General features: G+C 44.6%; 19 protein-coding genes. 5 read left to right on the top strand and 14 right to left on the bottom strand.

The features are described from left to right. Nucleotides 1-124: 124 nt before the first annotated feature. The 4 genes from BM736_RS21940 to norR form a co-directional block, all read right to left on the bottom strand. The gene (locus BM736_RS21940; protein ID WP_076416250.1) at nt 125-2,512 is read right to left on the bottom strand and encodes a M4 family metallopeptidase; all 2,388 of its coding nucleotides are present in this window, start codon (nt 2,510-2,512) and stop codon (nt 125-127) included. Between the two features lie 662 nt (nt 2,513-3,174). Beyond that, entirely contained in the window at nt 3,175-5,091 is a 1,917-nt protein-coding gene (locus BM736_RS21945) for a U32 family peptidase (protein ID WP_076416252.1), read from the bottom strand. Between the two features lie 168 nt (nt 5,092-5,259). After that, entirely contained in the window at nt 5,260-5,577 is a 318-nt protein-coding gene (locus BM736_RS21950) for a cupin domain-containing protein (protein WP_076416254.1), read from the bottom strand. Between the two features lie 29 nt (nt 5,578-5,606). Beyond that, nucleotides 5,607-7,214, bottom strand: a complete 1,608-nt coding sequence (gene norR, locus BM736_RS21955) for a nitric oxide reductase transcriptional regulator NorR (RefSeq protein ID WP_256717985.1) — start codon at nt 7,212-7,214, stop codon at nt 5,607-5,609. 297 nt (nt 7,215-7,511) lie between these two features. Between norR and BM736_RS21960 the strand changes: the two genes are divergently transcribed. The 3 genes from BM736_RS21960 (at nt 7,512) to hmpA (ending at nt 10,538) form a co-directional block, all read left to right on the top strand. Further along, nucleotides 7,512-7,820, top strand: a complete 309-nt coding sequence (locus tag BM736_RS21960) for a hypothetical protein (RefSeq protein ID WP_076416257.1) — start codon at nt 7,512-7,514, stop codon at nt 7,818-7,820. Next, nucleotides 7,817-9,130, top strand: a complete 1,314-nt coding sequence (locus BM736_RS21965; protein WP_256717986.1) for an NnrS family protein — start codon at nt 7,817-7,819, stop codon at nt 9,128-9,130. Before BM736_RS21960 ends, BM736_RS21965 begins: the two co-directional genes overlap by 4 nt. Before the next feature lie 157 nt (nt 9,131-9,287). Then, on the top strand, nt 9,288-10,538 hold the full coding sequence (gene hmpA / locus BM736_RS21970; RefSeq protein ID WP_076416260.1) for an NO-inducible flavohemoprotein: 1,251 nt from the start codon (nt 9,288-9,290) through the stop codon (nt 10,536-10,538). Between the two features lie 67 nt (nt 10,539-10,605). Here hmpA and BM736_RS21975 read toward each other — a convergent pair whose 3' ends face one another. The 5 genes from BM736_RS21975 to nagB all read right to left on the bottom strand — a co-directional run bounded on the left by BM736_RS21975 (nt 10,606) and on the right by nagB (nt 16,921). Beyond that, entirely contained in the window at nt 10,606-11,286 is a 681-nt protein-coding gene (locus BM736_RS21975) for a nitroreductase family protein (RefSeq protein ID WP_076416262.1), read from the bottom strand. A 124-nt stretch (nt 11,287-11,410) separates the two neighbouring features. Further along, nucleotides 11,411-11,953, bottom strand: a complete 543-nt coding sequence (locus tag BM736_RS21980; RefSeq protein ID WP_083700455.1) for an SRPBCC family protein — start codon at nt 11,951-11,953, stop codon at nt 11,411-11,413. 242 nt (nt 11,954-12,195) lie between these two features. Further along, nucleotides 12,196-14,343, bottom strand: a complete 2,148-nt coding sequence (locus BM736_RS21985) for a TonB-dependent siderophore receptor (RefSeq protein WP_076416267.1) — start codon at nt 14,341-14,343, stop codon at nt 12,196-12,198. 152 nt (nt 14,344-14,495) lie between these two features. Next, the gene (brnQ, locus tag BM736_RS21990; protein ID WP_076416270.1) at nt 14,496-15,821 is read right to left on the bottom strand and encodes a branched-chain amino acid transport system II carrier protein; all 1,326 of its coding nucleotides are present in this window, start codon (nt 15,819-15,821) and stop codon (nt 14,496-14,498) included. 308 nt (nt 15,822-16,129) lie between these two features. Beyond that, a complete protein-coding gene (gene nagB, locus BM736_RS21995) occupies nt 16,130-16,921 on the bottom strand; it encodes a glucosamine-6-phosphate deaminase (RefSeq protein ID WP_076416272.1) in 792 nt (263 codons plus the stop codon). A 294-nt stretch (nt 16,922-17,215) separates the two neighbouring features. Here nagB and BM736_RS22000 point away from each other — a divergent pair, with 294 nt between their 5' ends. After that, nucleotides 17,216-17,842 (top strand): pseudouridine synthase, encoded by a 627-nt coding sequence (locus BM736_RS22000; RefSeq protein ID WP_076416275.1) that lies wholly within the window; start codon nt 17,216-17,218, stop codon nt 17,840-17,842. Nucleotides 17,843-17,863: 21 nt separating this feature from the next. On the opposite strand, the gene amt is transcribed toward BM736_RS22000, so the two are convergent. Further along, entirely contained in the window at nt 17,864-20,053 is a 2,190-nt protein-coding gene (amt, locus tag BM736_RS22005) for an ammonium transporter (RefSeq protein ID WP_076416278.1), read from the bottom strand. Nucleotides 20,054-20,302: 249 nt separating this feature from the next. After that, complete coding sequence (locus BM736_RS22010; protein WP_076416280.1) at nt 20,303-20,881, bottom strand: SGNH/GDSL hydrolase family protein; 579 nt, start codon at nt 20,879-20,881, stop codon at nt 20,303-20,305. Between the two features lie 30 nt (nt 20,882-20,911). Between BM736_RS22010 and BM736_RS25255 the strand changes: the two genes are divergently transcribed. Next, nucleotides 20,912-21,055 carry a hypothetical protein gene (locus BM736_RS25255; RefSeq protein ID WP_179079097.1) on the top strand — a complete coding sequence of 48 codons (144 nt, stop codon included), beginning with the start codon at nt 20,912-20,914 and terminating at the stop codon, nt 21,053-21,055. A 30-nt stretch (nt 21,056-21,085) separates the two neighbouring features. Here BM736_RS25255 and BM736_RS25260 read toward each other — a convergent pair whose 3' ends face one another. The 3 genes from BM736_RS25260 to prfB all read right to left on the bottom strand — a co-directional run bounded on the left by BM736_RS25260 (nt 21,086) and on the right by prfB (nt 24,409). Further along, the gene (locus BM736_RS25260) at nt 21,086-21,256 is read right to left on the bottom strand and encodes a hypothetical protein (protein ID WP_179079098.1); all 171 of its coding nucleotides are present in this window, start codon (nt 21,254-21,256) and stop codon (nt 21,086-21,088) included. A gap of 462 nt (nt 21,257-21,718) precedes the next feature. Continuing rightward, nucleotides 21,719-23,221: a lysine--tRNA ligase gene (gene lysS / locus BM736_RS22015; RefSeq protein ID WP_076416283.1), complete on the bottom strand. Its 1,503-nt coding sequence runs from the start codon at nt 23,219-23,221 to the stop codon at nt 21,719-21,721. Nucleotides 23,222-23,310: 89 nt separating this feature from the next. Then, nucleotides 23,311-24,409 (bottom strand): peptide chain release factor 2 gene (prfB, locus tag BM736_RS22020; protein WP_179079099.1). Its coding sequence is split into 2 segments (ribosomal slippage): nt 23,311-24,333 and nt 24,335-24,409, totalling 1,098 coding nucleotides; the frame shifts between segments, so codons are not numbered across the junction. Nucleotides 24,410-24,443 lie beyond the last annotated feature (34 nt).

Consider the following 24,443-nt stretch of genomic DNA (forward strand, 5'->3'; position numbering starts at 1 on the left):
ATAAGATTTGGCGGCAATGATCTTAGTCCTGAGCGACTAAGATCATTGGTTTGATAAGTTCCGCAGGTGAAACTAACCCTATCTATTGGCGTAACAAGCCAAGAGAAGGGCTAGCTATCGAGTGTTACTGGCAGTCTGAAATATATTCCCAGACACCCCACTGGCCAGTGTCAGCAGGTGAATCACCTTGAGTCCACCACTTCGCGCGGTACTCTTTACCAGATTGAGACACTGTGTCTCCACCTAGATAAATAGCACTTGCATCCCATGGAGAAGCGCTACACTCACCGGGCACTTCACCACCCGCAGTAACTGTGACCACTTTTGTCACCGTATCACTGGCACTGTCAGCATCACTCACTGTTAGCTGCACGCTATAGCTTCCCGCTGCTGCGTAGGTGTGAGTTGGGTTAGCCGCTGCAGAGCTCACACCGTCACCAAAGTTCCAGGCATAAGCCGTTACGCCATTATCATCGCTTGAACTGTCAGTGAAGCTCACCACTAACTTGTTTGCACTATGACTAAATCCGGCAGTAGGCGCCTGATTGCCTGGCACTTCTCCGCCAGAGCACTGAGCACCTTTGCTCCAAACATTGGTATAAACTGCTGGAGATGCGCCAGTTGACCACCAGATGGCTTCATATTGATAACCTTCAAATGACACCATATCGCCTAAGGCATAGCTGGTACTCGCATCCCAAGCCGCGACACCATCACAGCTACCAGGTATTTCGCCCGTATCAGTCACCGCAACGACCATAGACTTACTATCACTTAAACCTTCAGCATCTTTTACGGTCAGTGATACCGTGTATGAACCTTCAACGGCATAGCTATGTGAAGGATTAGCGCTAGTAGATGATCCACCATCACCGAAACTCCACTCATGGCTCACTACGCCTTTATCATCGGTTGATGAATCATTAAAGGTGACATTTAGCTGGTTCGCCGAGTAGCTAAAATTTGCATCAGGACCTTGGTTTTCTACCGGACCACAGCCCGAACCATCTTTAGCGCCACTGTTATTCACCCCAACAGCTTCAAGTGAGGCCAATACATCATCAACACAGTAACCAAGATCTTTCGTCGCGCTATAGACGCCACGCCCCGCTGCATCGAAAGTAGAGTTGGCATTCCAATAGAGTTGATTTGCCTTAACGTAGATATCGAAGGCCTGACGAATATTCCAACCAGGTGTCGTCGATAACAGATAGAAAGCCTTGTTATATACACCTGAACTAAAGTGGACATTCATGCCTGACGTGTAATCCCGAGTGTGACCAATTGAGCGGCCATCCTGTGGCGGGTTATCCATGTAACGCATAGCGCCACTGCCCTTCTTGATCTTGTCACCAATCTGCCAAGTAAAGCTACCTTCAAGATAGTAACTTGCTGCAGCTGCTGCGATATCAGAGAAGGATTCATTAAGACCACCAGATTGGTTTTCATAGGCGAGGTTTGAATTTTGCTGCGTGAAACCATGACTCACTTCGTGAGCAACAACCCCTAAACCGACAAGTGGATGGAAGGTCGTTTGACCATCACCGAAGGTCATCTGCTGGCCGTCCCAGAAAGCATTTTCATAGTTACGATCGTAATGCACTCGTAGCTTTAACTTCTGAGTAATTGGCGCCTTATTGTACCAATCACGGTACATGTTAAAGGTGACCTGACCAAATGCATGAGCATCATTAAGGGCCGAGTAGCTGCCATTCACTTCACGAGAGGTGTTTTCATAACAAGGGAAAGTATGAATACTGCCACCAGACTTTTGATGGTTCATATCGTAGGTTGCAACATTGGTACTATCGAGGCGGCATGAGCTACCGCTGCCCGTCACTTCAAAGGCGGGATACTTAGCACCGTACTCATAGCGACCTGTTCTCTGGTTACCACCTGGGCCCGTAGCTTGGGCGAAGGTCATGCCCTCCCAGCTGTGAAGTACTGCACCGCTGTGCGCATCGATAAACTGGTATGGGCGGCTCGGCTTTTCGCCATTGGTATCGACATAGGAGATTAACCAAGCCAAATGTGCCTGATCTTTTTTATCCAACCAGATATAAAGCTGACTCTCAACGTTATAAACCTGCTCTTGAGTTAAGCCCTGACCTAAAGCAACCTGCATAGCTTCATCGAGTGAGAAGCTTGGGCTAGTGGAAATGACATCGCTGTCAATTTCAGCGACATGAGAACCCGCAACATCATAGAAAATATTCATCGCTGAGCGGCTTGCGACCACTGTTGCACCATAAACAGGTACACCTTGATAAAGTTGCTGATAACGAGCACGCTCATCACCGCTGGCAGCTACTGATGTAATTGATGCTTGATAAGTATTGCCTTGAGTGGCAGAAAGCAGACTTTGAGCGCTCTGGCTTTGAATATTTGAACTTTCAGTATTGAAACCCGCAGGGTGTTGCAGATCGACTCGTTGTGCTGCAAATGAATTTCCACTCAAAACAGCACTTACTACTACAGCGCATATTGCGAGTTTTTTATTAGTTGTAAACATTTGAAACTCTCCATGTATCTCTTGGGTAATTGATCTAGCAATTAAATCCACGACACGGTTTACAACATGTGACTCATAAAAATATAGTTACAACTCAGCCTGTTAAACTAACAAACACACTATCTACAACAATGAATAACAAAAACATTGTGCCGACAAAAAAAGCTACACCTTGTAATGTTCTCTTCTTTTGAGAGAACTTATTATTTACTAAATCATCATTTTGATGACCTTTCTGACTATATGGCTCGATTAAATATTCAGCAAGAGTAAATTTTTACGCATTAAGCGGTGCGGTTAGTAAACAATGGATGACAAAATCGTAACGCAGAAAATACAGTCAAGATTACAACTTGCCAGAGTATAAAAAACACCCAGCAGTATCGAAGGTAGAGGGAGTATTAGTGCTTAAACACTAGCTTTGAAAAGGTGTAACTTTAACTGTGCAGCCAGATTAAATTGGCTAATAAAAGTACATATCCTGTTTTAGAATAACTTATAGCATTAATAGTGGGGCAGTCATAACAACCCGGGGATGAAAACAATAAGAGCTGTAATATTAATGGGTTAATATTTAATTCAGAATAAATAAGGCAGGAGCCGATGTGCAAGAAGCGTCTCGCACATCGGTTCAGTCATTACTGCAGATCCGTGCTATAAAGCTATCCACGCCCTTCATTAGGCACTTGACGGTTTGCACCGACCACCATCATTTCACACTTAGGACAATCAAAAACTAACTTCAATACATCACTGCCTATCTCCAATACCATAGGCTCAGCCTTGATACCAGGCACCTCTTTAGGGCAGAGATTAAAGTTGAATCGTAAACAGTGCTTAGTCACCATCAGCGGCACCTCTTCGGTGATACCGTTCTTCTCGTAGGTATCCTCAATCTCAATGACACCATGCTGTTGATAAAAGTCTTTAGCTTTCTGATTCGCGACATTGGATAAGTAGCTCAAGTGCTTGCTTGGGTAAACAGCATCTTGATTATGTTTCCAAGGCTTTGGCCTTTGATACTCATCGACTCGTGCAAATTCTAAGGCAGCCACAGCATCTCGGCGTAAGCCATTAAGCAATGAAGCGGGGGCAAACCACACCTGCTCAGTTTCGATACTTATCTCTCTGGCAGTAAAATCTGTACTACCTAGCTTTCCAAGCTGTTTACGCAGCTTTTTAGCGGCAGACTCTTGATCGTTAGCCGGCGCTTTTTCAAGTTCTAGGTGAGCCACACCTTGATGACCATAGGTATCGGTCATCGTCATCGATATGCCTGAATCTGTGTCCATCAGTTTAATATCCACATCGATAATCCGCTTTGCAGACTCTTTTGCGAGTACAGTTTCAAAAGCATGATCACGGTTACGATACAGGGTTGATCCGATTTCAAGATCGCCAGGAATAGCAAGAACATACAAACGATTACCGTCAGCACGGTTTAACCTTAACCCACGAAGTTTATCATCGGACTGTTTGGCTTGTTTGTAGTTCTTAGCGAAATAACAGAGACCATCACCATTGTTAAATTTAGCTGTCGACTCCACTTCTATATAGTCTTTGCCTAAACTTTTAACCTTAGCAACTTCCTCACCGATAAACTTAGGTGAACGAAAGTCACTGACGCCTTGGCTACGATCATTAACGAAATAATCGGTGCGACCACGGTTAAATGTTTTTTCAGGGTTTGGCGTAAAGGCATGCTCACAACGCCCGTGTGAGGAGGCGGTAAGCTCAGGACGACGGGCGATAATCTTATCTAACTCTTGACGATAATGTGCGGTGACGTTTTTTACATAGTTAACGTCTTTAAGGCGTCCCTCAATTTTAAATGAGCGAACCCCAGCATCAATCAACGCTTCAAGGTTATCTGTTTGGTTATTATCTTTAAGGGACAATAGGTGCTCATTTTCAGCCAGCACCTCACCTTGACGAGTTTTAAGCTCACCTGGCAAACGACACATCTGCGAGCACTCACCTCGGTTAGCACTTCGGTTACTGAACGCATGACTTAAGTTACACAGGCCCGAATAGGCAACACAGAGGGCACCATGAATAAAGAACTCGAGTTGCATCTTAGTGTGATTAGCAACTTCACGAATTTGGCTTAGACCAAGCTCTCGAGCCAATACCACCTGCGAGAAACCAACCTGCTCTAAAAACACGGCTTTTTCAGCGGTACGGTTATCCATCTGCGTGCTGGCATGCAGCGCTATTGGAGGCAGGTCCAGTTGTAATACTCCCATGTCCTGCACGATTAACGCATCAGCCCCTGCTTCATAAATCTGCCAGATAAGCTTTTCAGCCTTGGCAAGTTCGTTATCCATCAAGATTGTATTGAGCGTAACAAAGACTTGAGCATGATATTGGTGGGCAAAAGTACATAACCTGGCAATATCTTCAACACTATTACCCGCAGTCAAACGCGCACCAAAGTCTGGTCCGCCAATATAAACGGCGTCAGCACCATGAAGAATTGCTTCCATACCAAACTCGGCATTTTTTGCCGGGGCCAGTAGTTCTAAACGGTTCGATATATGCGACACATCGTCAGGGGTAAAGATGGAAGCTTGACTCATAGCAGATACTCAAAAAGGTTACACACAAAATTGGCGGGGGATTATAGCAAAAAAGTGTGCTCAATTGGAGTTGTCTAATATAAAATCACTAAAGCAGTAAGTAAAAGTTCAAAATTAGCCTATTAATCAAATAGTACCCCCCCCCCCCCCACACTCAAAAGCGCTGTTCTAATAATGTACAGCTAGCCAAAGAGTTTCTTGCTCTTCATCTGTCCACGCAACCCTATGCTTACAGTGAGCAGGAATATCGACATAATCCCCTGCAGTTAGATGAACCAGCTCCCCTTGCTCAAACTGTAATTTGGCTGCACCTTTAAGTACCATCACCCATTCGCTTCTGTCTTGATCGTACCATTGGCCTGCAGGAGTAACATGAGCCTTAGAGACGATTCTTTCGATCAGTATTTTGTCGTTACCGCCGATTTGCTCAAATACCTCTTCACTCAAATCTGTTGGGATCTTGCCAAAAAACGCTCCCTTTTCCATGACTCCTCCTCTTTCGCTGCAGTTGATTATTAAAGGTTAATACTAATTGATTTAGTCACTTGAATGCCCAGCCGCTTTGCTAAACGGTTTAAGTTAGCTCTGTCTGTCTGTAAACGCTTGGCTGCTGCCGACCAGTTACCGGACTCTTGATTTAATGCTTGAGTAATCAGCTTACGCTGGAACGACTCAGTCTCCTGTTTTAACCCTATGCCCTCACCGACATTCAATTCTGGCTTAAGGTTTCCCTGCTGGGTTGTCGCCGACTTATTGCTATCTAATAAACGTCCAACTGAGTCTACTAGCTGTTCGATATGACTGGTACCTATTCTGACAATAGCGCTATTGCCTCGCCCCTTGGCTCTTAAGGCACCTCGCCCTATAACATGCTCCAGCTCACGCACATTGCCTGGCCAGTCATACTGGTTTAACACCTCTATGGCTGAAGGATCGATTGTCAGTTGTTGTATGCCTAGCTTACGCCGAACCTGCTCAATAAAGTAACCAGTCAATAGCGTCACATCCCCCTCTCTATTTCGAAGTGGCGGCACCGAGATTGGGTAAACGCTCAACCTATGGTAAAGATCGGCCCTGAATCGGCCTTGATTAACCTCCTCTTTCAGCTCCCGATTGGTCGCAGCGACAATACGTACATTAACTTGCTCGGTGGCATCTTTGCCCACAGGCTGGATTTCCTGACTTTGTAGTGCTCTTAATAACTTACTTTGCACCGCCAGCGGTAGCTCACCAATCTCATCAAGAAATATCGTACCGCCGTCAGCTAGACTAAACTTACCGATGCGGTTTCTATCGGCGCCAGTGAATGCCCCTTTTACATGGCCAAAAAGCTCACTCTCTATCAGGTTTTCCGGCAGCGCGGCGCAGTTTACATAAACCAAAGGCGCAGCTCCTCGTGCCGATTGCCTGTGTAGCGTTCTGGCCACTAGCTCCTTACCGACCCCGGTCTCTCCTTCGATCAAGATAGAAAAGCCAGAAACTGCCACCATATCAATCTCTCGCTTGAGTTTTACCATGGCCTCGCTATCACCAATTAACTCACCACCATCTTTGACTAGCGCTTCATGGGTCAGCTCAGCCACCACTTGTTGGCTATGTTGGGAGTGGGTTTCTAACTCTTGCAGTAAGATAGCCGTTTTCAAAGTGGCCGCCGCCATGGCTGAGATAATATCTAAGCCTCTCTCTGGCAATTCATCAAACACATTAGGGGTCATGCTGTCTAAGGTCAGCACACCTATCAGTTGCTCATCAGCCATTAAAGGCAGCCCCATACAAGCATGTACGGGAAGGTCACCTGCATGCGCGAGTAACATGCCATCGTAAGGATCGGGAAGTTTGCAATCGGCAGCAAAACGCACCGGAGAAGATGAACCACAGATAGCTTCAAACCTAGGGTGCGCCTCAATATCGAAACGTCTACCTAAACTGTCTTTGCTCAACCCTTGCTGTGCCAAAGGTTTCAGACGACTCCCCTCCACATGCAACAACACAACCGCGTCACAACTTACCGCCCTGCGCACTGTACTGAGCAGGCGATCGAAGCGATCTTTTGTCGTTAAACTATTGGTTAAATCTAACGCCAGTTCAATCAAGGCTGTTGATGAAATTTCTACCATGGTCATTCAATGCTATCCACATTTTCATTAATCAATCTAATCAACTACTTGCCACATCAGATTGTTGATATTTAAAAGCTATATTCAACTGACAATAGCACGCAAAGATAAAAATCGCATCATAAGAGTCATTTGGACTCACACAGCAAAGAGTCATTTCGACTCACAACAATATAAATAAAACAATCAACCCACTGTAAATACTAGCTTTTTAAACTTGGCACACAATTCGCTATGTAATAGCTATATTTTATCGAAGTCGATTTTGGGTCTAACACAGACTCAGATTTTAAGGAGTTAATCATGGCTGCCATTTATGCTAATGATTTCAGCTTTGCCAATGAACCCGATACAAACTTGAAGTTAGCGAACCAAGAAGCCAAGCGTTTCAAGCTCGTCCTACACTCAGGTAATGCAGGCATGTTTATCGCAATGCTTGGCATGCTCTACTCCATCTTTGTCGGCTATATCGATACCAACAATTACTCTCTGTGGGCCCAGGTTACTAGCCATATTATGCTTATCTTGTTCGCCACAGCCATAAAGATTGGTTATGTCATGCGCTGCATCGGCCTACATGGCCTACATGGCCTAGGGGCGACTCAGTTATGAGCCAACAACAAATAATTAATCACTCCAAAGCCCATGAGCGCACTTCTCAACCAAAGAGCAGTAAACAAACACTCAGGTTCAAGCTCACCGCCACAGGTGAGATTGAGCAGGTATCTACAACAAGATTAGCCATAGAAAGTCCACTGACTAAGTTTACAAACCAGCCTATTTGGGATCTCTGCTTTAGGCCTTGGTTTCTTGCAGCGACGACTTTGTCGGCGCTCAGTCTGGCTATCTGGATACTGTATCTTAATGGTCAATTTAGCGGATTTAACTCAGAGGGGATAAGCCCTTTAGTTTGGCATATCCATGAGATGCTATTTGGCTTTGGCGCGAGTATCGCAGTGGGATTCTTGCTGACTGCGGCGCAGACTTGGACCAAGGTAAGAAGTATCAATGGGCTTAGTTTAGCCTTACTGACTGGTATCTGGTTATCTGTTCGTATTCTGCTTTTGAGCAGCTCTGCTAACTTGCAACTACTGGCTATCTCACTGCAAGCATTGTGGTGGTTAGTGTCGATAGGGTATCTCGCTTACATGGTGCTGCGCGCTCAAAGCAGGCGTAACTATCAATTTATTCCACTGTTATCAGCCATGATGCTACTGAACTTAGCCTTTTTGCTGGCCGATTTCTTTGGCGATACTCAGCTCGCGCTGCACCTATCTCGCAGTGCCATACTGATGTTTGGATTATTGGTGGGTATTGTCGGTGGTAGGGTGATCCCCTTCTTTACCAGCCGTGGCGCCGAGAGTGCACAAGTACAGGCAACGCCAATGCTCGATAAACTACTGCCTTTGGTAACTTTAAGCGGCATCGCTGTTTTCTTCAGCGGCTACTTTATCAGCTTACCTTTCACGCCTGCCACGCTACTAATCTTAGCCGGCAGCCTACATCTGGCTCGCCTTTATTTTTGGAACTCTTTGTCAACATGCAAGGTACCACTGCTGTGGTCACTGCATGCCAGCTACTTAGCTTTAGGGTTAGGTTTAATCTTGCTTGGAGCCAGCTATTTAAGTGAAAACCTACGTTTTGCCGATGCCTTACACCTGATAACCATTGGCACGATAGGCGGTATGATCCTCGCCATGATTGCCCGAGTTTCTTTAGGGCATACTGGCAGAGCGCTTAAACCTCACCCTGCTATGAACCTGGCTTTCGCACTCATCTTTATAGGTGCGCTTGCCCGAGTTATTTTGCCATTATTTCAACAGCCACTATGGGGTTGGAATATCAGTGCGGCGACTTGGATTATCGCCTTCATTCTATTTTTGTGGCACTACACACCCATCTTGTGCCGTGCAAGACAGTAATACCCTTGGGTTAAAAAGCCCTTAAACACAGGCCCATTACATTTAGGGCAACCGGACCATTTTAAACACGTTTAGTCATTAGCGTTCAACAAGCACCATTGGACATTAACTTAGGGGGTGACACTCAAGTCAGCCCATTTTATTGAAGGATATTTAGATGTTATCAGCAAAACATATCGAACTGGTTAAGAGCACTATTCCTCTATTAGAGTCTGCAGGGACTGCTATCACAGAGCATTTTTACGTTCGCATGTTTAAGCATAACCCAGAGCTCAAGCATATCTTTAACCTCAGTCACCAGCACTCTGGCGGCCAGCCTGCTGCGCTATTTAATGCTGTCGCAGCCTATGCAAAAAATATCGATAATTTAGCGGCGTTATCGGGTGCAGTAGAACGTATTGCACATAAGCATACTAGTTTTAACATTCAGCCTGAGCATTACCCTATTGTTGGCCACCACCTTTTAGAGACGCTACGTGAGTTGGCCCCCGATGCATTTACACCTGATGTAGAAGAAGCTTGGGGCGCAGCTTATGGTGTACTCGCCGGCATTTTCATCAATCGAGAAGAGGAGTTATACCAGCATAACGCAAACCAAGAAGGTGGTTGGTTAGGCGCGAGGCAGTTTAAAGTCATCGAGAAGCGTCAGGAGTCTGAGCTCGTTACCAGCTTTGTGTTCGAACCTGTCGATGCTCAAGCCGTCATTGACTTCGAGTCAGGGCAATACCTTGGTATCAAAGTAGAGCCGGCTAATCATGAGTACCGTGAGATGCGTCAGTACTCGCTATCAGATAAACCCAACGGCAAAACCTATCGCATCTCAGTAAAACGAGAGTTGGCTCCCGAGCTTGATGGCGTGCCAGGTGTTGTTTCAAATCACCTGCATGACAACTTGCACCTCGGTGATGTCGTAGAGGTATTTCCACCCGCTGGAGATTTTCATTATGTAGAGCGTCATGCACCAGTAGTATTAATCTCTGCTGGCGTGGGGATCACACCTATGCAGTCAATGCTAGAGATGCTTGCCTCTAAAGCCTTTAGTCAGCCTGTTTTTTATCTGCATGCCTGCGAAAATTTAGCTCAGCATTCGTTTAATCAGCGTGTACAAGCCCTTGGTACTCAACTGACTTTAAGTCAGCATACTTGGTACCGTGAGTTAGATGCTAATGAGCAGGAGCAACTCAATGCGCAAACACACACTAGGCAAGAACAAAGTGCCAGCGTCTACAACCATATGGGCTTTATGAACCTTGCCACATTAACTTCTGAGCTGCCGTTAACAGATGGGGATTTTTATCTCTGTGGCCCAGTCGGGTTCATGCAGTTTGCTAAGCAGCAACTGATTGAGCTCGGCGTCAATGATGAGCGCATTCATTATGAAGTGTTTGGGCCTCACTCAGAGTTATAAGTTTTTAATGGGCTAAAAATAAAGGGCATCAATCGATGCCCTTTTAAAGTACCCCAATAAGCAACTGCTATTTAAATGTCGCTATCTCTTCTAATGGTTTTTTCTTAGTCGCATGCTCAGGGATCGTCGCGCCTTCATCCGGATAACCCACAACGATCAGCATATAAGGTCGATCGACATCGGTTTCACGGTCACAGACTTTACTAAGAAATGACATAGGCTTGGGCGTGTGAGTTAGCGTGCCAAGACCAGCATGATGCAGAGCTTGCAATAAAAACCCTGTCGCGATACCGACAGATTCATGCACATAGTAATTGGTCTTACTTTCATCGTTATCTAAGCCACCACGCTTTTGAGAAAACACAGCAATTAACCAGGGAGCACGCTCAAGATAGGACTTGTTGGCATCGGTTCCTAAAGGTTTTAGCGCTTCTAACCACTCCTCACCCGCTCGCCCTTCATAGAATGAACGCTCTAAGGCTTCAGCTTCATGGCGGATCTGAGCTTTAACTTCAGGATCGCTAATCGCTACAAAATGCCAAGGCTGATGGTTAGCCCCACTCGGTGCAGTGGCAGCAGTTTGGATACATTGCTCAATAATGGCTTGAGGAACGGCTCGGTCTGAAAACTGGCGAATACTGTGTCGCCTTTTAACCTCTTGATAATGGCTCTGTGCACGAGACAGCATCTCATCTTGGTTATATTCAATAAAATCCGTTAAGGGAAAATGGGCTTCAGTCTGTTTCATATCCTTGGTTACATTCCTTTTTATAAACTAGCACTTTTCTTAACCTAGCAAACCAATCAAAAAAGACCAGTAACAGCTAACCACTTTATTTAAGGTACAGTTGTATGGTTGACAGTAGATACCGCTAGGGAGCACTCGATTCTAGCAAAGACTTCAAATTCATTAGCCCTTGACTGAGGTCTTTTTCAATCATGGTTTCAAAGTCGATAAACAGGAACATCAGGTTCATGGGGTAATTCATGCTGCCATGAAAACCCCAGCTCACTTTAGTCGTCTCATTATCCACTGCTTCAGTGGTCATATAAGCAGGCTCTGTCGCTTCAAAAGGTGAGATAAACCTCAACTCGAAATCGATGCGCTTACCTTCATCTATCTTGATGATCTCCTGCTCACCAACGCCAACCTCTTCATTGTCACTGCGCCACGCCGAAACAAAGCCAACAGTCCCATCGACGCCTTGATACGTTTTCTCCATGCTTGGATCAATCTGCGCCCAGACACTGAAATTATTCTGATTCTTAAGGTGCTTCACATAATCAAACACCTCAGCCACTGGCCTATTTATCTCTACTGAGGTGACTACGGAGTACTCCTGTTTAATAAACAGGGCTGCAATAAAAGGTATCGCAATAATTACGGCAACGATAATTGATAGTTTTTTCAACATGGACATTCCTTGGCTATGTATCTAGAAAGCATCTAGAGGCGAAATCAAATAGTTAGCATACACAGGAGGTGAAAACTTAAGCAAGTTTTCAATGGAGGGATAAGAGGAAAGTGTATTTGCTGACAAGATAGATAACTGCCAGAGACTTTAATTTACCGCTCAGATTCTGAACAAGACAATTTAAGGATGGAAACAAAAACGGAGCCTAAAAAGGCTCCGTTTGTCGCGAACAAAATAAAAGCTTAGAACTTATATCTCAAGTTCGCCGTGATGGTTCTACGCTGGCCATAGAAGCAATCTCCACGAGCCAAGCAGCTAGTGATCACAGTTTCATCGGCGAGGTTATCGACGTTTAAGCTTAAATCAAACTGGCTAAACTCATAACCTATCATCATATCAAATAGATGATATGCCTCTGTATTTAAAGCTGTATGGACTTGAGTGCCATCAGGCATGAATACATCGACACTGCCATCAGAGGTTTCACCCACATAACGGAAACCAACGCCCGCCTTGAAGCCCTGCCAGAAAGACTCAGGACGGTAAGTTACCCAAGTCGACAACATATGATCCGGCATAGCGGCTAGCTTAGCATCAACTTCGCCGACTGTATTAGTGTGCTTTTCTGAATCCGTATAGGCATAGCTGGCGTAGACATCAATCTCATCCCACTCAAGCTGCGCTTCCAGTTCGAGCCCCTGGATCTTCACCTCACCAAGCTGTAGGGTCAAATCTGGCCCTGCCGATTGCTTACGGTTTTTATCAGTGATATCGAAAATAGCTGCGGTGAACAGGTGCTCACTGCCAACAGGCTGATATTTAATGCCTAGCTCATATTGCTCGCCTTCTTGAGGCTTAAAGGGTGTACCAACTTGATTTGAGCCATAAATAGGCTGGAACGACTGAGCGTAACTCGCATAGGGCGCAATACCTGAATCGAAGCTATACATCACACCTAAACGGCCAGTGGTCGCACTTTGATCTTGTTTGCCTGCACTGACAGTTTCAGACTCAACCCAATCATGGCGCAGTGCACCGCTGACAATGAAATTGCCAACTTTAATCGAGTCTTGCAGGTATATACCTAGCTGGTTGTTATTCTCACCCGGCGTATCGGGAATATCTGCCCCAGTCGGCAGTGATTCTGTATTTTGGCCATATTGCGGAGTATAGAGGTCTAGCATGCCACCAGCACCTCTAAGATAGAGTCGGTCTGTATCGGTATCGACATCCTGATAATCGATACCGAATGTTAGATTATGCTCCACTTCTCCAGTATCAAACTGTGCTTGCAAACGAAGATCTGAAGTCAGTGCCTCAGCCGTTGCGTCACTCATACTGATATTACGTAAAATTGAGCGCCCATCTTCCTGAAACTTTGGTGGCCAAGCATACATAGTGCGATAGGTCGACTTGCTGTCTACATAACGACTGTTCCAATACAATGACAAATAGTCATTTAACTCTTGCTCAAGTAGGAAAGTGACCGACTTTTGTTCGGTATCATATTGATCCCAACCTGGCTCACTGATAAAGCGCTCGCTGGGGATTTGGCCATTTGGTGCAGGAAGTAATGTACCTTCATGGGGGAAGAATTGCGTACTCGAACCTGATTCATTTTTCTGCAGATTTGCCAGTAAGGTCAGCTTAGTGGTATCGGTTGCATACCAGGTAATAGCAGGTGCAATGAAGTAGCTATTATCATCGACATAGTCTGTTTGAGTTTCGCTGTCACGATAAAGACCTGTCACGCGATAAAGTACTGACTCATCGTCATTAAGCGAGCCAGTCACATCTGCTGCTAGTTGCTTACGGTCATAGTTACCAACCTGCGCCCAAATCTCACCTTTCTGCTCAGCTTCTGGGCGTTTAGTGACCATATTAATGATACCGCCCGTTGAGCCTTGTCCATACAGCACTGACGATGGACCTTTTAAGATCTCAACCTGCTGTAGCATATAGGGGTTAGTTCGTACGTTATTATAGTTACCGAACATCATCTGCAAACCATCTTGATATTGCAGCGGTGATACACCACGAATTTGTGCCCAATCACCTCGGGTATCGACACCATATGGGCCATTATAGACACCGGCTACATAGCCGATAGCATCCTGTAAACTTTCAGCACCCAGATCAGTAATACGCTTTTCGGTTAACACTGAGATCGAAGTGGGCGTTTCAATGATTGGCATATCCGTTTTCGATGCAGATGCACTCACATAAGATATTAAACCTTTAGAGCTAATGGTGATCACTTCCATCTCAGGCTCTTCGGCTTTAGCTTGCAAAGTGTCGGCCTCTGCTGCAGAGACTGAAGTGCTCGCCGAGAACGCAAAGCTCATCGCCATAAAGAGAACTGGATATTTTAATTTGAAACTCTGGCCCATTTTCAACCCCGTAAATGATTATAAACAACTAAAAAATCGACGAGATCTTAATGAAACTGATAACTATTCTCAACAAACTTTACAAAGAGAATACAGGCTAATCAATAAAGCCCATCTTATGGGCTCTGTTTATTGGGAAGCTTTGAAGAGGCTTAACGTTCAGCCAATGAGCTCGGTGAGGATATTGCTGAACCACCTTGACGAGTCAGTAGCGTCACAAGCATAAAACTCAAGACACAAGGGACAATCCAGCTCGCGTTATAGTTGTACAGAGGTAAGTAATCAGTGAAGTATTGAGATAACGCCTGCGGCATCTTATCCAATATCTTAAGTGCATCGATTGCACCACCTAAGATAGCAACACTCAAGGTCACTCCCCAGACTTGAAAATTCATTGAGCGTTTTTGAAAGTACACAGCGAGAGCAACCACGGTTATGGTTACCGGGTGCAACATCACAACGAGTGGTAGGGTAACCGTAATAAGCGTCTCTAGCCCAACATTGGCGATAAGTGTTGAGAGAGAGACAATAGCAATTGCCAACAGCTTATAATTTGTTGTCGGGCTTTGAGCTTTAGCTAAGAAGTTATCATTGAAGAAACTTGCACTGGCACATGTCAAGCCTACCGCAGTGGTCAAACAGGCTAAGGCCATGATGACACCCAGACACATCATGCCGATATCACCATAGATGAAGCTCATGTAACGAGAAAGCAGCTCACCACCATTGGAGACTTCATGGGCAAAGTGTGCGCCTATCCATGCCATGGCAATATAAACGCTACACATCACAGCGCCGTAGACAATAACCACCTTAGCCATTTCACGGCTCAGTGAAGCGTCCGAGCATCTATGTTGATTAAGTACATTAATAATGAGCCAACCAAAGCCGATAGCGCCCAGTACATCCATGGTCATATAGCCATCACTGAGTCCTGCAGCAAATGCGAAACCTTGATACTTATCGGCCATCCCTTCAGGGATACCATGTCGATTGTTCATCACACTAATCAAGATAAATACGATTAATAGCAAGATAGTCGGTGTTAGCAGCTTACCAATTCTTCCCATTAGCTTTTGTGGACTTAATGCAAAGTACAAGGTTAAAGCCGCGAATATTAATGTTGCAACCAGTAAGCCTTCGTCACCGAAAAAGGGCCGTCCGGTAAACTCATAGGCGACAGTGAACGTTCTTGGCATATTAAAGAAAGGACCAATGGTAAGAAACAATACACTCCAGAACAGTAGGTGCACCCACCTTGGCAATTTATGAGTGAGGGCATCGCTGCCACCTATCCACGCAATCGCAATTAAGGTTAATGCAGGCATGCCTACAGAAGTCAGTAAGAAACCGCTTAAAGCCGGAAGAAATGCCTCTCCAGCCCCGTGACCTAACATAGGCGGAAAGATAATATTTCCCGCACCAAGAAATAACGCAAAGGTCATAAAGCCAATAAATAAAGTTTGTTGCTTAGACATGTATGACCTCAAACGTAAAAAAGTAACTAAGCGATTGAGGGTATGCGACAGTCATTAACTAGGCATCATTAGAGAGATTAGTAGAGGGATTTTGTAGAGAGCAGACTAGCCATCAATCAATTCATTGAGCATCGATGTGATGCCCCTATTAGCGGTTAAAATATGCGCAAAAAAAAGTCTTTGATATTGGCAGAAATATTTGAGTTGCGGGGATCGCTTACATATAAACTCACATAGCCAAAAGCCCTGAAGCCCCTTAAAGAGGCTTCAAAACTGATGTAAATAGTCGGTGAGCATAGTGAAGGAGTTTACTTAGCTAATCGCTCAAGTAGCTTCTGATTTTCAGCTTCGATGTGCTTATAAAAATCACGATCTGCAAGCTTTGATGCCGCGGCTTCATCAATCACTAATACTGCATTGGTGTGAAGCTGCAGTGCAGATGCTGGGCACGATGCAGTCAATGCACCTTCTACGGTCGCTAAAATTGCATCGGCTTTGTTTTCGCCAGTAGCCAGTAACACCACCTTCTTAGCATCTAAGATTGTCCCAATTCCCATGGTGATAGAGAGGTGTGGCTGATACTCATCTTCAGCAAAAAAGCGGGCATTATCATCAATAGTTGCTTTTGTTAGTGTCTTAACTCGCGTGCGAGACATCAAGCCAGATGAAGGCTCATTAAAGCCGATATGGCCATTACGGCCGATACCTAAGAGTTGAATATCGATACCACCAGCCGCTTTAATCTGCTCTTCGTAGCCAACGCAGGCTTCAATTGGGTTTTCAGCGTCACCTGGAGGTACATGGGTATTAGCCTTGTCGATATCGACATGATCGAACAGCTGCTCATTCATGAAATATCGATAGCTCTGAGGATGTGTCCCCTCAAGCCCTAGGTATTCATCTAAGTTAAATGTCATCACATCTTTAAAAGAGATCTGCTGCTCTTTCGTCGCACTGATCAGGCCCTGATATAGAGAGACTGGGGTTGAACCCGTTGCCAAACCTAATACTGAGCTAGCCTTGTTTTGCAGCTGCTTAATAAAGATATTCGCGCCATATTCGGCAACTTCAGCACTATTTTTTAAGATGACGATTTGCATTATATTGACTCACTTTAACTTAGAGCTTGGCTCAATAAGATTGAATAATTAACGGCTCACTCAAGATAATATTGAGTATAGCTGTAGCCTTGCGCAGTTGAACCTTCCCTTTGAAAAGGCTAGGCACAAACATATCTTGGTATATTTAACATTACTATAACGCCAAATGACAACGCTGTCATTTATTATTGTGACACAAAACTAAACAGCAAAGCTTGCAACTCTCTCAAGAGTAGATCTTTGCCGTCAATTAAGCGCTATAATACAGCCCCTTTTTGACGAAATGATGATGCTATGTCTGTAGAAGTCGCCCCTGTAAATTCACCAGCCTCCTCTTCAGCAGAAAGGAGCCATCATCATTATAAAATTTTTAAACCTCACGGGTATCTCAGCCAGTTTGTGCCTGAAACACGCAAAAGTAAAAAACTGCTTGGCGAACTCACAGACTTCCCTTTAGGGGTTATGGCTATTGGCCGTTTAGATCATGATTCTGAAGGCTTACTCTTGCTGACCACTGACGGCATGGTTAGCCATCAGGTGCGCAGTAAAAAAGTCGACAAAGAGTACTATGTTCAAGTCGATGGTGATATCGATGATGAAGCGATAAGCAAGCTCCAACAAGGCGTAGAGATAGGCATAAAAGGGGAGAAATACCTCACTCTGCCCTGTCAGGTTTTTAAACTTGATAGTGCTCCCCAATTACCCGCTAACGGACGAAGAGTAAGAGATGCAAGACACGGCCCCATGAGCTGGATATCTATCACTATCAGCGAAGGGAAAAACCGTCAAATACGTAAAATGACTGCTGCCGCTGGCTTTCCAACCATGAGGCTGGTTCGAGTGCGCATTGGCAATATTACGCTAGGTAAGATGCAACCCGGTGAAGTCATCGAGCTTTCCGATATATCGAGCATCTTATAAAAAAATTAACATCAGCCGCGATTAAGGCTTAGCTTTGGCTTCCTCTAACATTGCCGGAAACTGAATAGTAAATTCAGTGCCCTTACCTAGCTCACTTTGACAGTCGATCGTACCATTTAACGTCTGTGTCACTAGGTTAAAAACAATATGTAAACCTAAACCGCTGCCACCTTTTCCCCGCTTGGTAGTATAGAAAGGTTCAAAAATTTGCTGCAGATTCTCAGGCTCTATGCCTTGACCATTGTCGCGATAAATTAACTCAACACTGCCAACTAAAAGCTCAACATTAATCGTAATCTCCCCTACCTTTCCATCCTCAAACCCGTGATGGATGCTGTTCATAATAAAGCAGGTGAGAATTTGGGCTAATGCACCAGGATGACTGTGCATCTTTATCCCATCAGGGCAGAGTAAATTCACGCTATGTTGACTGGTGCGAAGTTGAGGCTTTAGGCTAAAAATTATTTCATCAATGTACTCTTTTAAATCAAATTCCCGGCACTTATCAGAAGACTGATCAACCGAGACTTTTTTAAAGCTTTTTACTAACTCTGTAGCACGCGTTAGATTCATTAATATAATACTGGCCCCTTCATTCGCACCCAAAATAAACTTCTCCACATCTTCAGCCGTCAACTCGCCCTGTTTATATTGGGACTCTAGAATTCTTATCTCCCTCTCCAAGTAGGACGTCGCAGTGACACTTACCCCTAAAGGTGTGTTGATCTCATGGGCGATCCCAGCCACAAGGCCTCCCAGTGAAGCCATTTTTTCAGATTCGACTAACTGTTTCTGGGCTTCTTGTAACTCTTTAAATGAAGCCATGAGTTCAATATTGGCTTGATTAGCGTTGGCCATCTCATTATGTGCCACAGCCAGTACTCGGTTGTATTCTCTGGCAATTTGCCCCACTTCAGTATGGGGCTCAACATGGACACTCATGCTAAAGTCACTCTCACTTTTTTGCCGCTCCATGGCGTGAAGCAAATCTAAGACCTCTGTATGCGCATTGTGCTCTGAAGTATTTAGCCCCCTAATTTCATCTTCAGGCTTCACTCTTAAGGGGATCCATCTTTGGATAAATTTTAAAAACAGGTAAGTAGGGATAAATGCCCAAGCAAAGCAGACGACTACGCCTAATGCCTGTACCCATAACTGCTCAGTAAAGCTTAACCCTGTATTGAGAATTTCAGGATCACCAAAAAATGCAACACATAGGGTGCCCCAGACTCCGCAGGCTCCATGAACCGGCGCCGCTTTCACGACATCATCAATCTTAAAGTGCTCTAAGGCTTTTGCACTAAACAGGTATATCCCACCACCTAAAAGACCGATTAATACCGCATGAAAAGGCTCAACTGAGTTACAGCTGGCAGTAATACTCACTAATCCAGCTAGCGCGCCATTTAACACATGGGGAACATCTGGTTTTTTCTTTTTATACCAAGTGAGTAGGAGTACAGAGATGGCGCCAAAACTGGCTGATAAGTTAGTGTTTAAGATTATCGAAGGTATGGTGTGATCAAACTTAAGGCTACTGCCGCCATTAAAGCCAAACCAACCAAACCACAAAATAATCGTTCCCACTGTAGCCATAGGAATGTTATGCCCCTGAATAGGCGGGCTTTCCTGGCAAAACCGACCAATTCTAGGACCTATAACCATCACCGCAGCCAGTGATGTCCAGCCACCAATAGAGTGGACCACGCTGGAGCCGGCGAAATCTACAAAACCTTGTTGATTAAGCCAACCTAAGTTAAGCCCCTCAAAATTTCCATTCCACGCCCAACGTCCAAAAACAGGATAGAGTATTCCTGAAACAAAAAAGGCAATAGTCAAATAGCCAGCAAAAGTTGTTCGCTCAGCGACAGCCCCAGACATAATCGTCGAAGCGGTACCACAAAAGACCAGTTGAAATACGAAAAAAGCTAATAACTTGGGTGAGTCAGTCGCTGCGATGAAGAAATAATCATAGTTAAAAGCTTGTTCGGCATTACTATACATAATGCCAAAACCTACAATCCAGAAAATGCCTGAGGTTAAGCAGAAATCACAAAAGTTTTTAACCGCGACATTAATACTATTTTTAGATCTTACCGAGCCTGCCTCTAAGAAACAGAAACCCGCCTGCATAAACAACACACTGCCAGTGGCAATTAAGAGCCACATGATATTTTGCAGTTCAATTACTTTAGCAAGTTCAACGTCCAAGTTATCGCCTTAACTTTCAGCGCCCAATGCTCATGGGAGGTCGTTGTAATTATAGCTTAATCAAAAATAATCAAAGTCAAACCTAAGTGAGCTCGACTGTTTAGCAAAACTTATAGCTAAACAGCCTTGTGTTTGGTGACAGATAAGCCTTCTTTTAACGGCTTAAATAGGGCATTTAATCTTTAAAAGAATTGGTCTCTAGCGATAGAAGATACACTGCAACTTATCACTCATAGCAGAAGCAAAGTCTTAATGCTGCTCAGCAGTCCAATGTAATCCGTCAGCATTAGTCGTTTTAACAATTTGACTGGCATCCATAAAGTGAATACCGAGCTCATCGGCTACCTTGTTAAACTCACAGGCAAAATCACGTGACTTCTCCTTAGCATTGGCAAATAAGAGCTCATCTTCATAGGGAAGTTCAGCGACATGAACAGGTGCAATGAGTAAAACCTGAGCTGAATCATTCTCTGGATAATCATTATCTAGCACCATTTGGCACAGCTTCTTAGTATTTTGAGCTATCTGCTCAACACTTAAATCGAATATGCTTTTAAGATCGTTAGTCCCCAGCATAATCACGACAAGATCTATGGGTCTATGACACTCGAGTAACATAGGAAAATATTCTGCACCACTTCTATATTTGCGGCCAGGCTCATCTGACGCAGATGTACGCCCGTTAAGTCCCTCTTCAATAATACGGTACTCGCTGCCTAACAATGTTTGTAGTGCGCCAGTCCAGCGAGTCTCAAAAGGATAACGAGTACACGCAACGGGCTGATAACCCCAAGTATTTGAATCACCAAAGCAGAGAATATTTTTCATTAGGTCAGCTTAATTAACGTAGAAAATTTAATGAAACAAAATACCATAGTTAGCGACGAGCAAGCGAGAAGCAGCAAGGAAAGAAAAGAAGATAGAAGAAAGAAATTAGAAGTGAAAAGCGATGACTCTGCTCGTAAGCTAACAGATACATGGAGTAAGCCTAGCGATAGCTAGGCTTAGTGCTTAGTGCTTAGTGCTTAGTGCTTAGAGTATAAAGCAGACTTTCGCGCCACCAGGGCGGTACTCGCAGTAGCAGTCTCTAGGATTCTCAGCACAATAGCGCTGCTCATCTTGCATAGGGTTAGCATTAACCGCAGCCATTAGACCAAGTCCAAAACCTAAGGTTGTGAGCATCGCAATTATTTTAGTTTTCATAATCTTCCTTAATTATGCCGTAACTACAAAATACTAGGCTAAATAGATAGTTAAACGCAAAATGCGTAAGCAGCATATTAAGCTCTCAATCAAATGTTTTATATAACCTAAAGGTCTATTTTATTCCTACCTTTTAAACGGTCCAATACACCAATCTAGCAAGATAGCCGCCTCTCCCCCTTATTAGTGACATACACTGTCAGGTCGCCAATAAGTGTTTACTACACGGATTTAGGATTTAGAAGTTGGGTGTTGGGTGTTGGGAGTTAGGATTTAGAGTAACCTAGGAAGCAGTTACCGGATGGAGCCATTCTTTTATGAAAAGGACCAGGCGCAAATCCCCTTTAGACCATTCATGGTCTCCGGGGATAAGTACATCCATATACAGAAAAGCCGCTGAGTGGTTAACTCAACGGCTTTAATCTGTTTCGGGCAGCTAAAAGCAGCCTTCTTGCATTAAACTTAAGCTTGCGGGCGCATCGCTGGGAACAGGATCACGTCGCGAATCGTGTGAGTGTTAGTAAACAACATCACTAGACGGTCGATACCAATACCTTGACCTGCAGTTGGCGGTAGGCCGTGCTCTAGCGCCGTGATGTAATCAGCGTCATAGAACATAGCTTCATCATCACCGGCATCTTTAGCATCAACTTGTGCCTTGAAGCGGTTATCTTGATCTTCTGCATCGTTTAGCTCAGAGAAACCGTTTGCCACTTCACGTCCGCCGATAAAGAACTCGAAACGGTCTGTAATAAAGTGGTTATCATCATTACGACGAGCCAGCGGTGAGATATCTGCTGGGTAACCTGTAATGAAAGTAGGCTGCATAAGCTGAGGCTCAGCAGTTTCACCGAAGATCTCCTCAAGAAGCTGACCACAGGTCCAGAACTTCTCGATTGTCATGCCGATGCTCTTAGCCAAGTTACGCATAAACTCAACGTCTTTAACCTCTTCATAGGTCATAGACTGAATCGTTTCATTGTCAGGGTTATACTTCTTAATAGCATCTAGCATGCTAAGACGTGTGTAAGGGCCGCCAAAGTCTACTGTATGCTCGCCGTATGGAAGCTGCGGTGAACCACAAAGCTCAGTCGCAATTGAACTTAGCATCTCTTCGGTCAAATCCATCAGATCATTAAAATCTGCATACGCCATATAGAACTCCATCATAGTGAATTCTGGGTTATGACGAGGAGATAGACCTTCGTTACGGAAGTTACGGTTGATTTCGAACACACGCTCAAAACCACCAACCACTAGACGCTTAAGGTAAAGCTCTGGCGCAATACGAAGATACATAGCGATATCAAGCGCATTATGGTGCGTCTCAAACGGGCGTGCAGAAGCACCACCTGGAATGCTATGCATCATAGGGGTCTCAACTTCCATGAACTCTTTTTTAACCATAAAGTTACGGATAGCTGAAACCACTTTAGAGCGCATAACGAAAGCTTCACGTGACTCTTCGTTAACGATAAGGTCAACATAACGCTGACGGTAGCGAGTCTCTTGGTCAGTTAGACCGTGGAACTTTTCAGGCAGCGGACGCAGGGCTTTAGTCAGCAACTGGTACTCTTCCATGTTGACGTATAGATCGCCTTTACCTGACAAATGTAGCTTACCAGTCACACCGATAATGTCACCGATATCTAGGCCTTGGAATGTTGCCTTAAGGTCTTTCTGAACGTCTTTACCAGCATAAGCTTGGATACGCCCACTCACATCTTGAATCACTAAGAATGGACCACGTTTCGCCATCACACGACCGGCGATAGAACGCTGGATATCCATGCCTTCAAGCTCTTCTTTGGTATTGTTACCAAATTCAGCCTGAATATCTGCCGCTTTATGTTTACGATCGAAGTTGTTTGGGTGACCATTTGCAGGGCAGTTAGCGCGTATGTGCTCAAGCTTGGCACGACGCTCTGCAATTAACTTGTTTTCGTCTTGTACTTGTTCAGTCATCTTCTTCTCTCGTAAATGTTACAGTTCACACGTTAAAATTAATTAGCTCTATTGGACTCTTAAAACGCTATCTTCTAAGAGGCCTCCTCTTACAAGCCTGATTTAAGGCTTGCTTCAATAAACTTATCTAGATCGCCATCAAGCACACTTTGAGTGTTGCGGCTTTCAACCCCGGTGCGCAGATCTTTAATACGCGCATCATCGAGTACGTAGGAGCGGATCTGACTGCCCCAACCGATATCTGATTTAGCATCTTCAGCAGCCTGCTTATCGGCATTTTGTTTCAGCATCTCAAGCTCAAAGAGCTTAGCTTTAAGCTGTTTCATCGCCGCATCACGGTTCTTATGTTGCGAACGGTCATTCTGGCACTGCACGACGGTATTTGTCGGCACGTGAGTGATACGAATTGCCGATTCTGTCTTGTTGACGTGCTGTCCGCCCGCACCTGAAGCGCGATAAGTATCGACACGTAGATCAGATGGATTGATATCGATCTCAATAGAGTCATCGATCTCTGGATAAACAAACACAGAACAGAATGAGGTATGGCGTTTACCAGAAGAGTCAAAAGGCGACTTACGCACTAAGCGGTGTACACCTGTTTCTGTTCTCAATGAGCCAAAAGCATATTCGCCTGTGAACTTGATTGTCGCCCCTTTAATACCGGCAACATCACCATCGGTCACTTCCATCAACTCAGGCTTATAGTCATGGGCTTCGCCCCAACGTAGGAACATACGCAGTACCATATTAGCCCAATCTTGAGCTTCTGTGCCGCCGGAGCCTGATTGAATATCAAGATAACAATCTGATGCATCATGGGGGCCTGAGAACATACGGCGAAACTCAAGCTCTTCTAGACGCTTTTCTAAGCCATCAAGCTCACTACTTGCATCATTAAAGGTATCTTCATCATCCTCTTCAATGGCAAGCTCTAATAAGCCTTCAATATCTTCAAGGCCTGAGTCCATATCATCTATGGTCTTAACAACTGCTTCTAATGAAGCGCGCTCTTTACCCAATGCTTGTGCATTGTCCGGGTCATTCCAGACTTCGCTACTTTCAAGTTCTCGGCTTACCTCTTCTAGACGCTCTTTCTTAGCATCGTAGTCAAAGATACCCCCGAAGCAGAAGGGTTCGATCGGCGAGTTCTTTTATCTTAAATTTTACCGGATTTACTTCAAACATAACTCTTCTACTTAAAATTGGTTAGGCAGCAACT

Source organism: Shewanella sp. UCD-KL12 (assembly GCF_001957125.1).
In the GTDB taxonomy this organism is placed as follows: Bacteria; Pseudomonadota; Gammaproteobacteria; order Enterobacterales; family Shewanellaceae; genus Shewanella.

Coding starts and splice junctions, on each gene's coding strand:
- BM736_RS21975 (WP_076416262.1), bottom strand. CDS start 11,286: ATGAAACAGACTGAAGCCCATTTTCCCTTAACGGATTTTATTGAATAT.
- BM736_RS21945 (WP_076416252.1), bottom strand. CDS start 5,091: ATGAGTCAAGCTTCCATCTTTACCCCTGACGATGTGTCGCATATATCG.
- BM736_RS21950 (WP_076416254.1), bottom strand. CDS start 5,577: ATGGAAAAGGGAGCGTTTTTTGGCAAGATCCCAACAGATTTGAGTGAA.
- BM736_RS21940 (WP_076416250.1), bottom strand. CDS start 2,512: ATGTTTACAACTAATAAAAAACTCGCAATATGCGCTGTAGTAGTAAGT.
- BM736_RS25255 (WP_179079097.1), top strand. CDS start 20,912: ATGAAACAAAATACCATAGTTAGCGACGAGCAAGCGAGAAGCAGCAAG.
- BM736_RS22010 (WP_076416280.1), bottom strand. CDS start 20,881: ATGAAAAATATTCTCTGCTTTGGTGATTCAAATACTTGGGGTTATCAG.
- hmpA (WP_076416260.1), top strand. CDS start 9,288: ATGTTATCAGCAAAACATATCGAACTGGTTAAGAGCACTATTCCTCTA.
- BM736_RS25260 (WP_179079098.1), bottom strand. CDS start 21,256: ATGAAAACTAAAATAATTGCGATGCTCACAACCTTAGGTTTTGGACTT.
- BM736_RS21985 (WP_076416267.1), bottom strand. CDS start 14,343: ATGGGCCAGAGTTTCAAATTAAAATATCCAGTTCTCTTTATGGCGATG.
- BM736_RS21980 (WP_083700455.1), bottom strand. CDS start 11,953: ATGTTGAAAAAACTATCAATTATCGTTGCCGTAATTATTGCGATACCT.
- norR (WP_256717985.1), bottom strand. CDS start 7,214: ATGACCATGGTAGAAATTTCATCAACAGCCTTGATTGAACTGGCGTTA.
- BM736_RS21965 (WP_256717986.1), top strand. CDS start 7,817: ATGAGCCAACAACAAATAATTAATCACTCCAAAGCCCATGAGCGCACT.
- BM736_RS21960 (WP_076416257.1), top strand. CDS start 7,512: ATGGCTGCCATTTATGCTAATGATTTCAGCTTTGCCAATGAACCCGAT.
- BM736_RS22000 (WP_076416275.1), top strand. CDS start 17,216: ATGTCTGTAGAAGTCGCCCCTGTAAATTCACCAGCCTCCTCTTCAGCA.
- brnQ (WP_076416270.1), bottom strand. CDS start 15,821: ATGTCTAAGCAACAAACTTTATTTATTGGCTTTATGACCTTTGCGTTA.
- lysS (WP_076416283.1), bottom strand. CDS start 23,221: ATGACTGAACAAGTACAAGACGAAAACAAGTTAATTGCAGAGCGTCGT.
- nagB (WP_076416272.1), bottom strand. CDS start 16,921: ATGCAAATCGTCATCTTAAAAAATAGTGCTGAAGTTGCCGAATATGGC.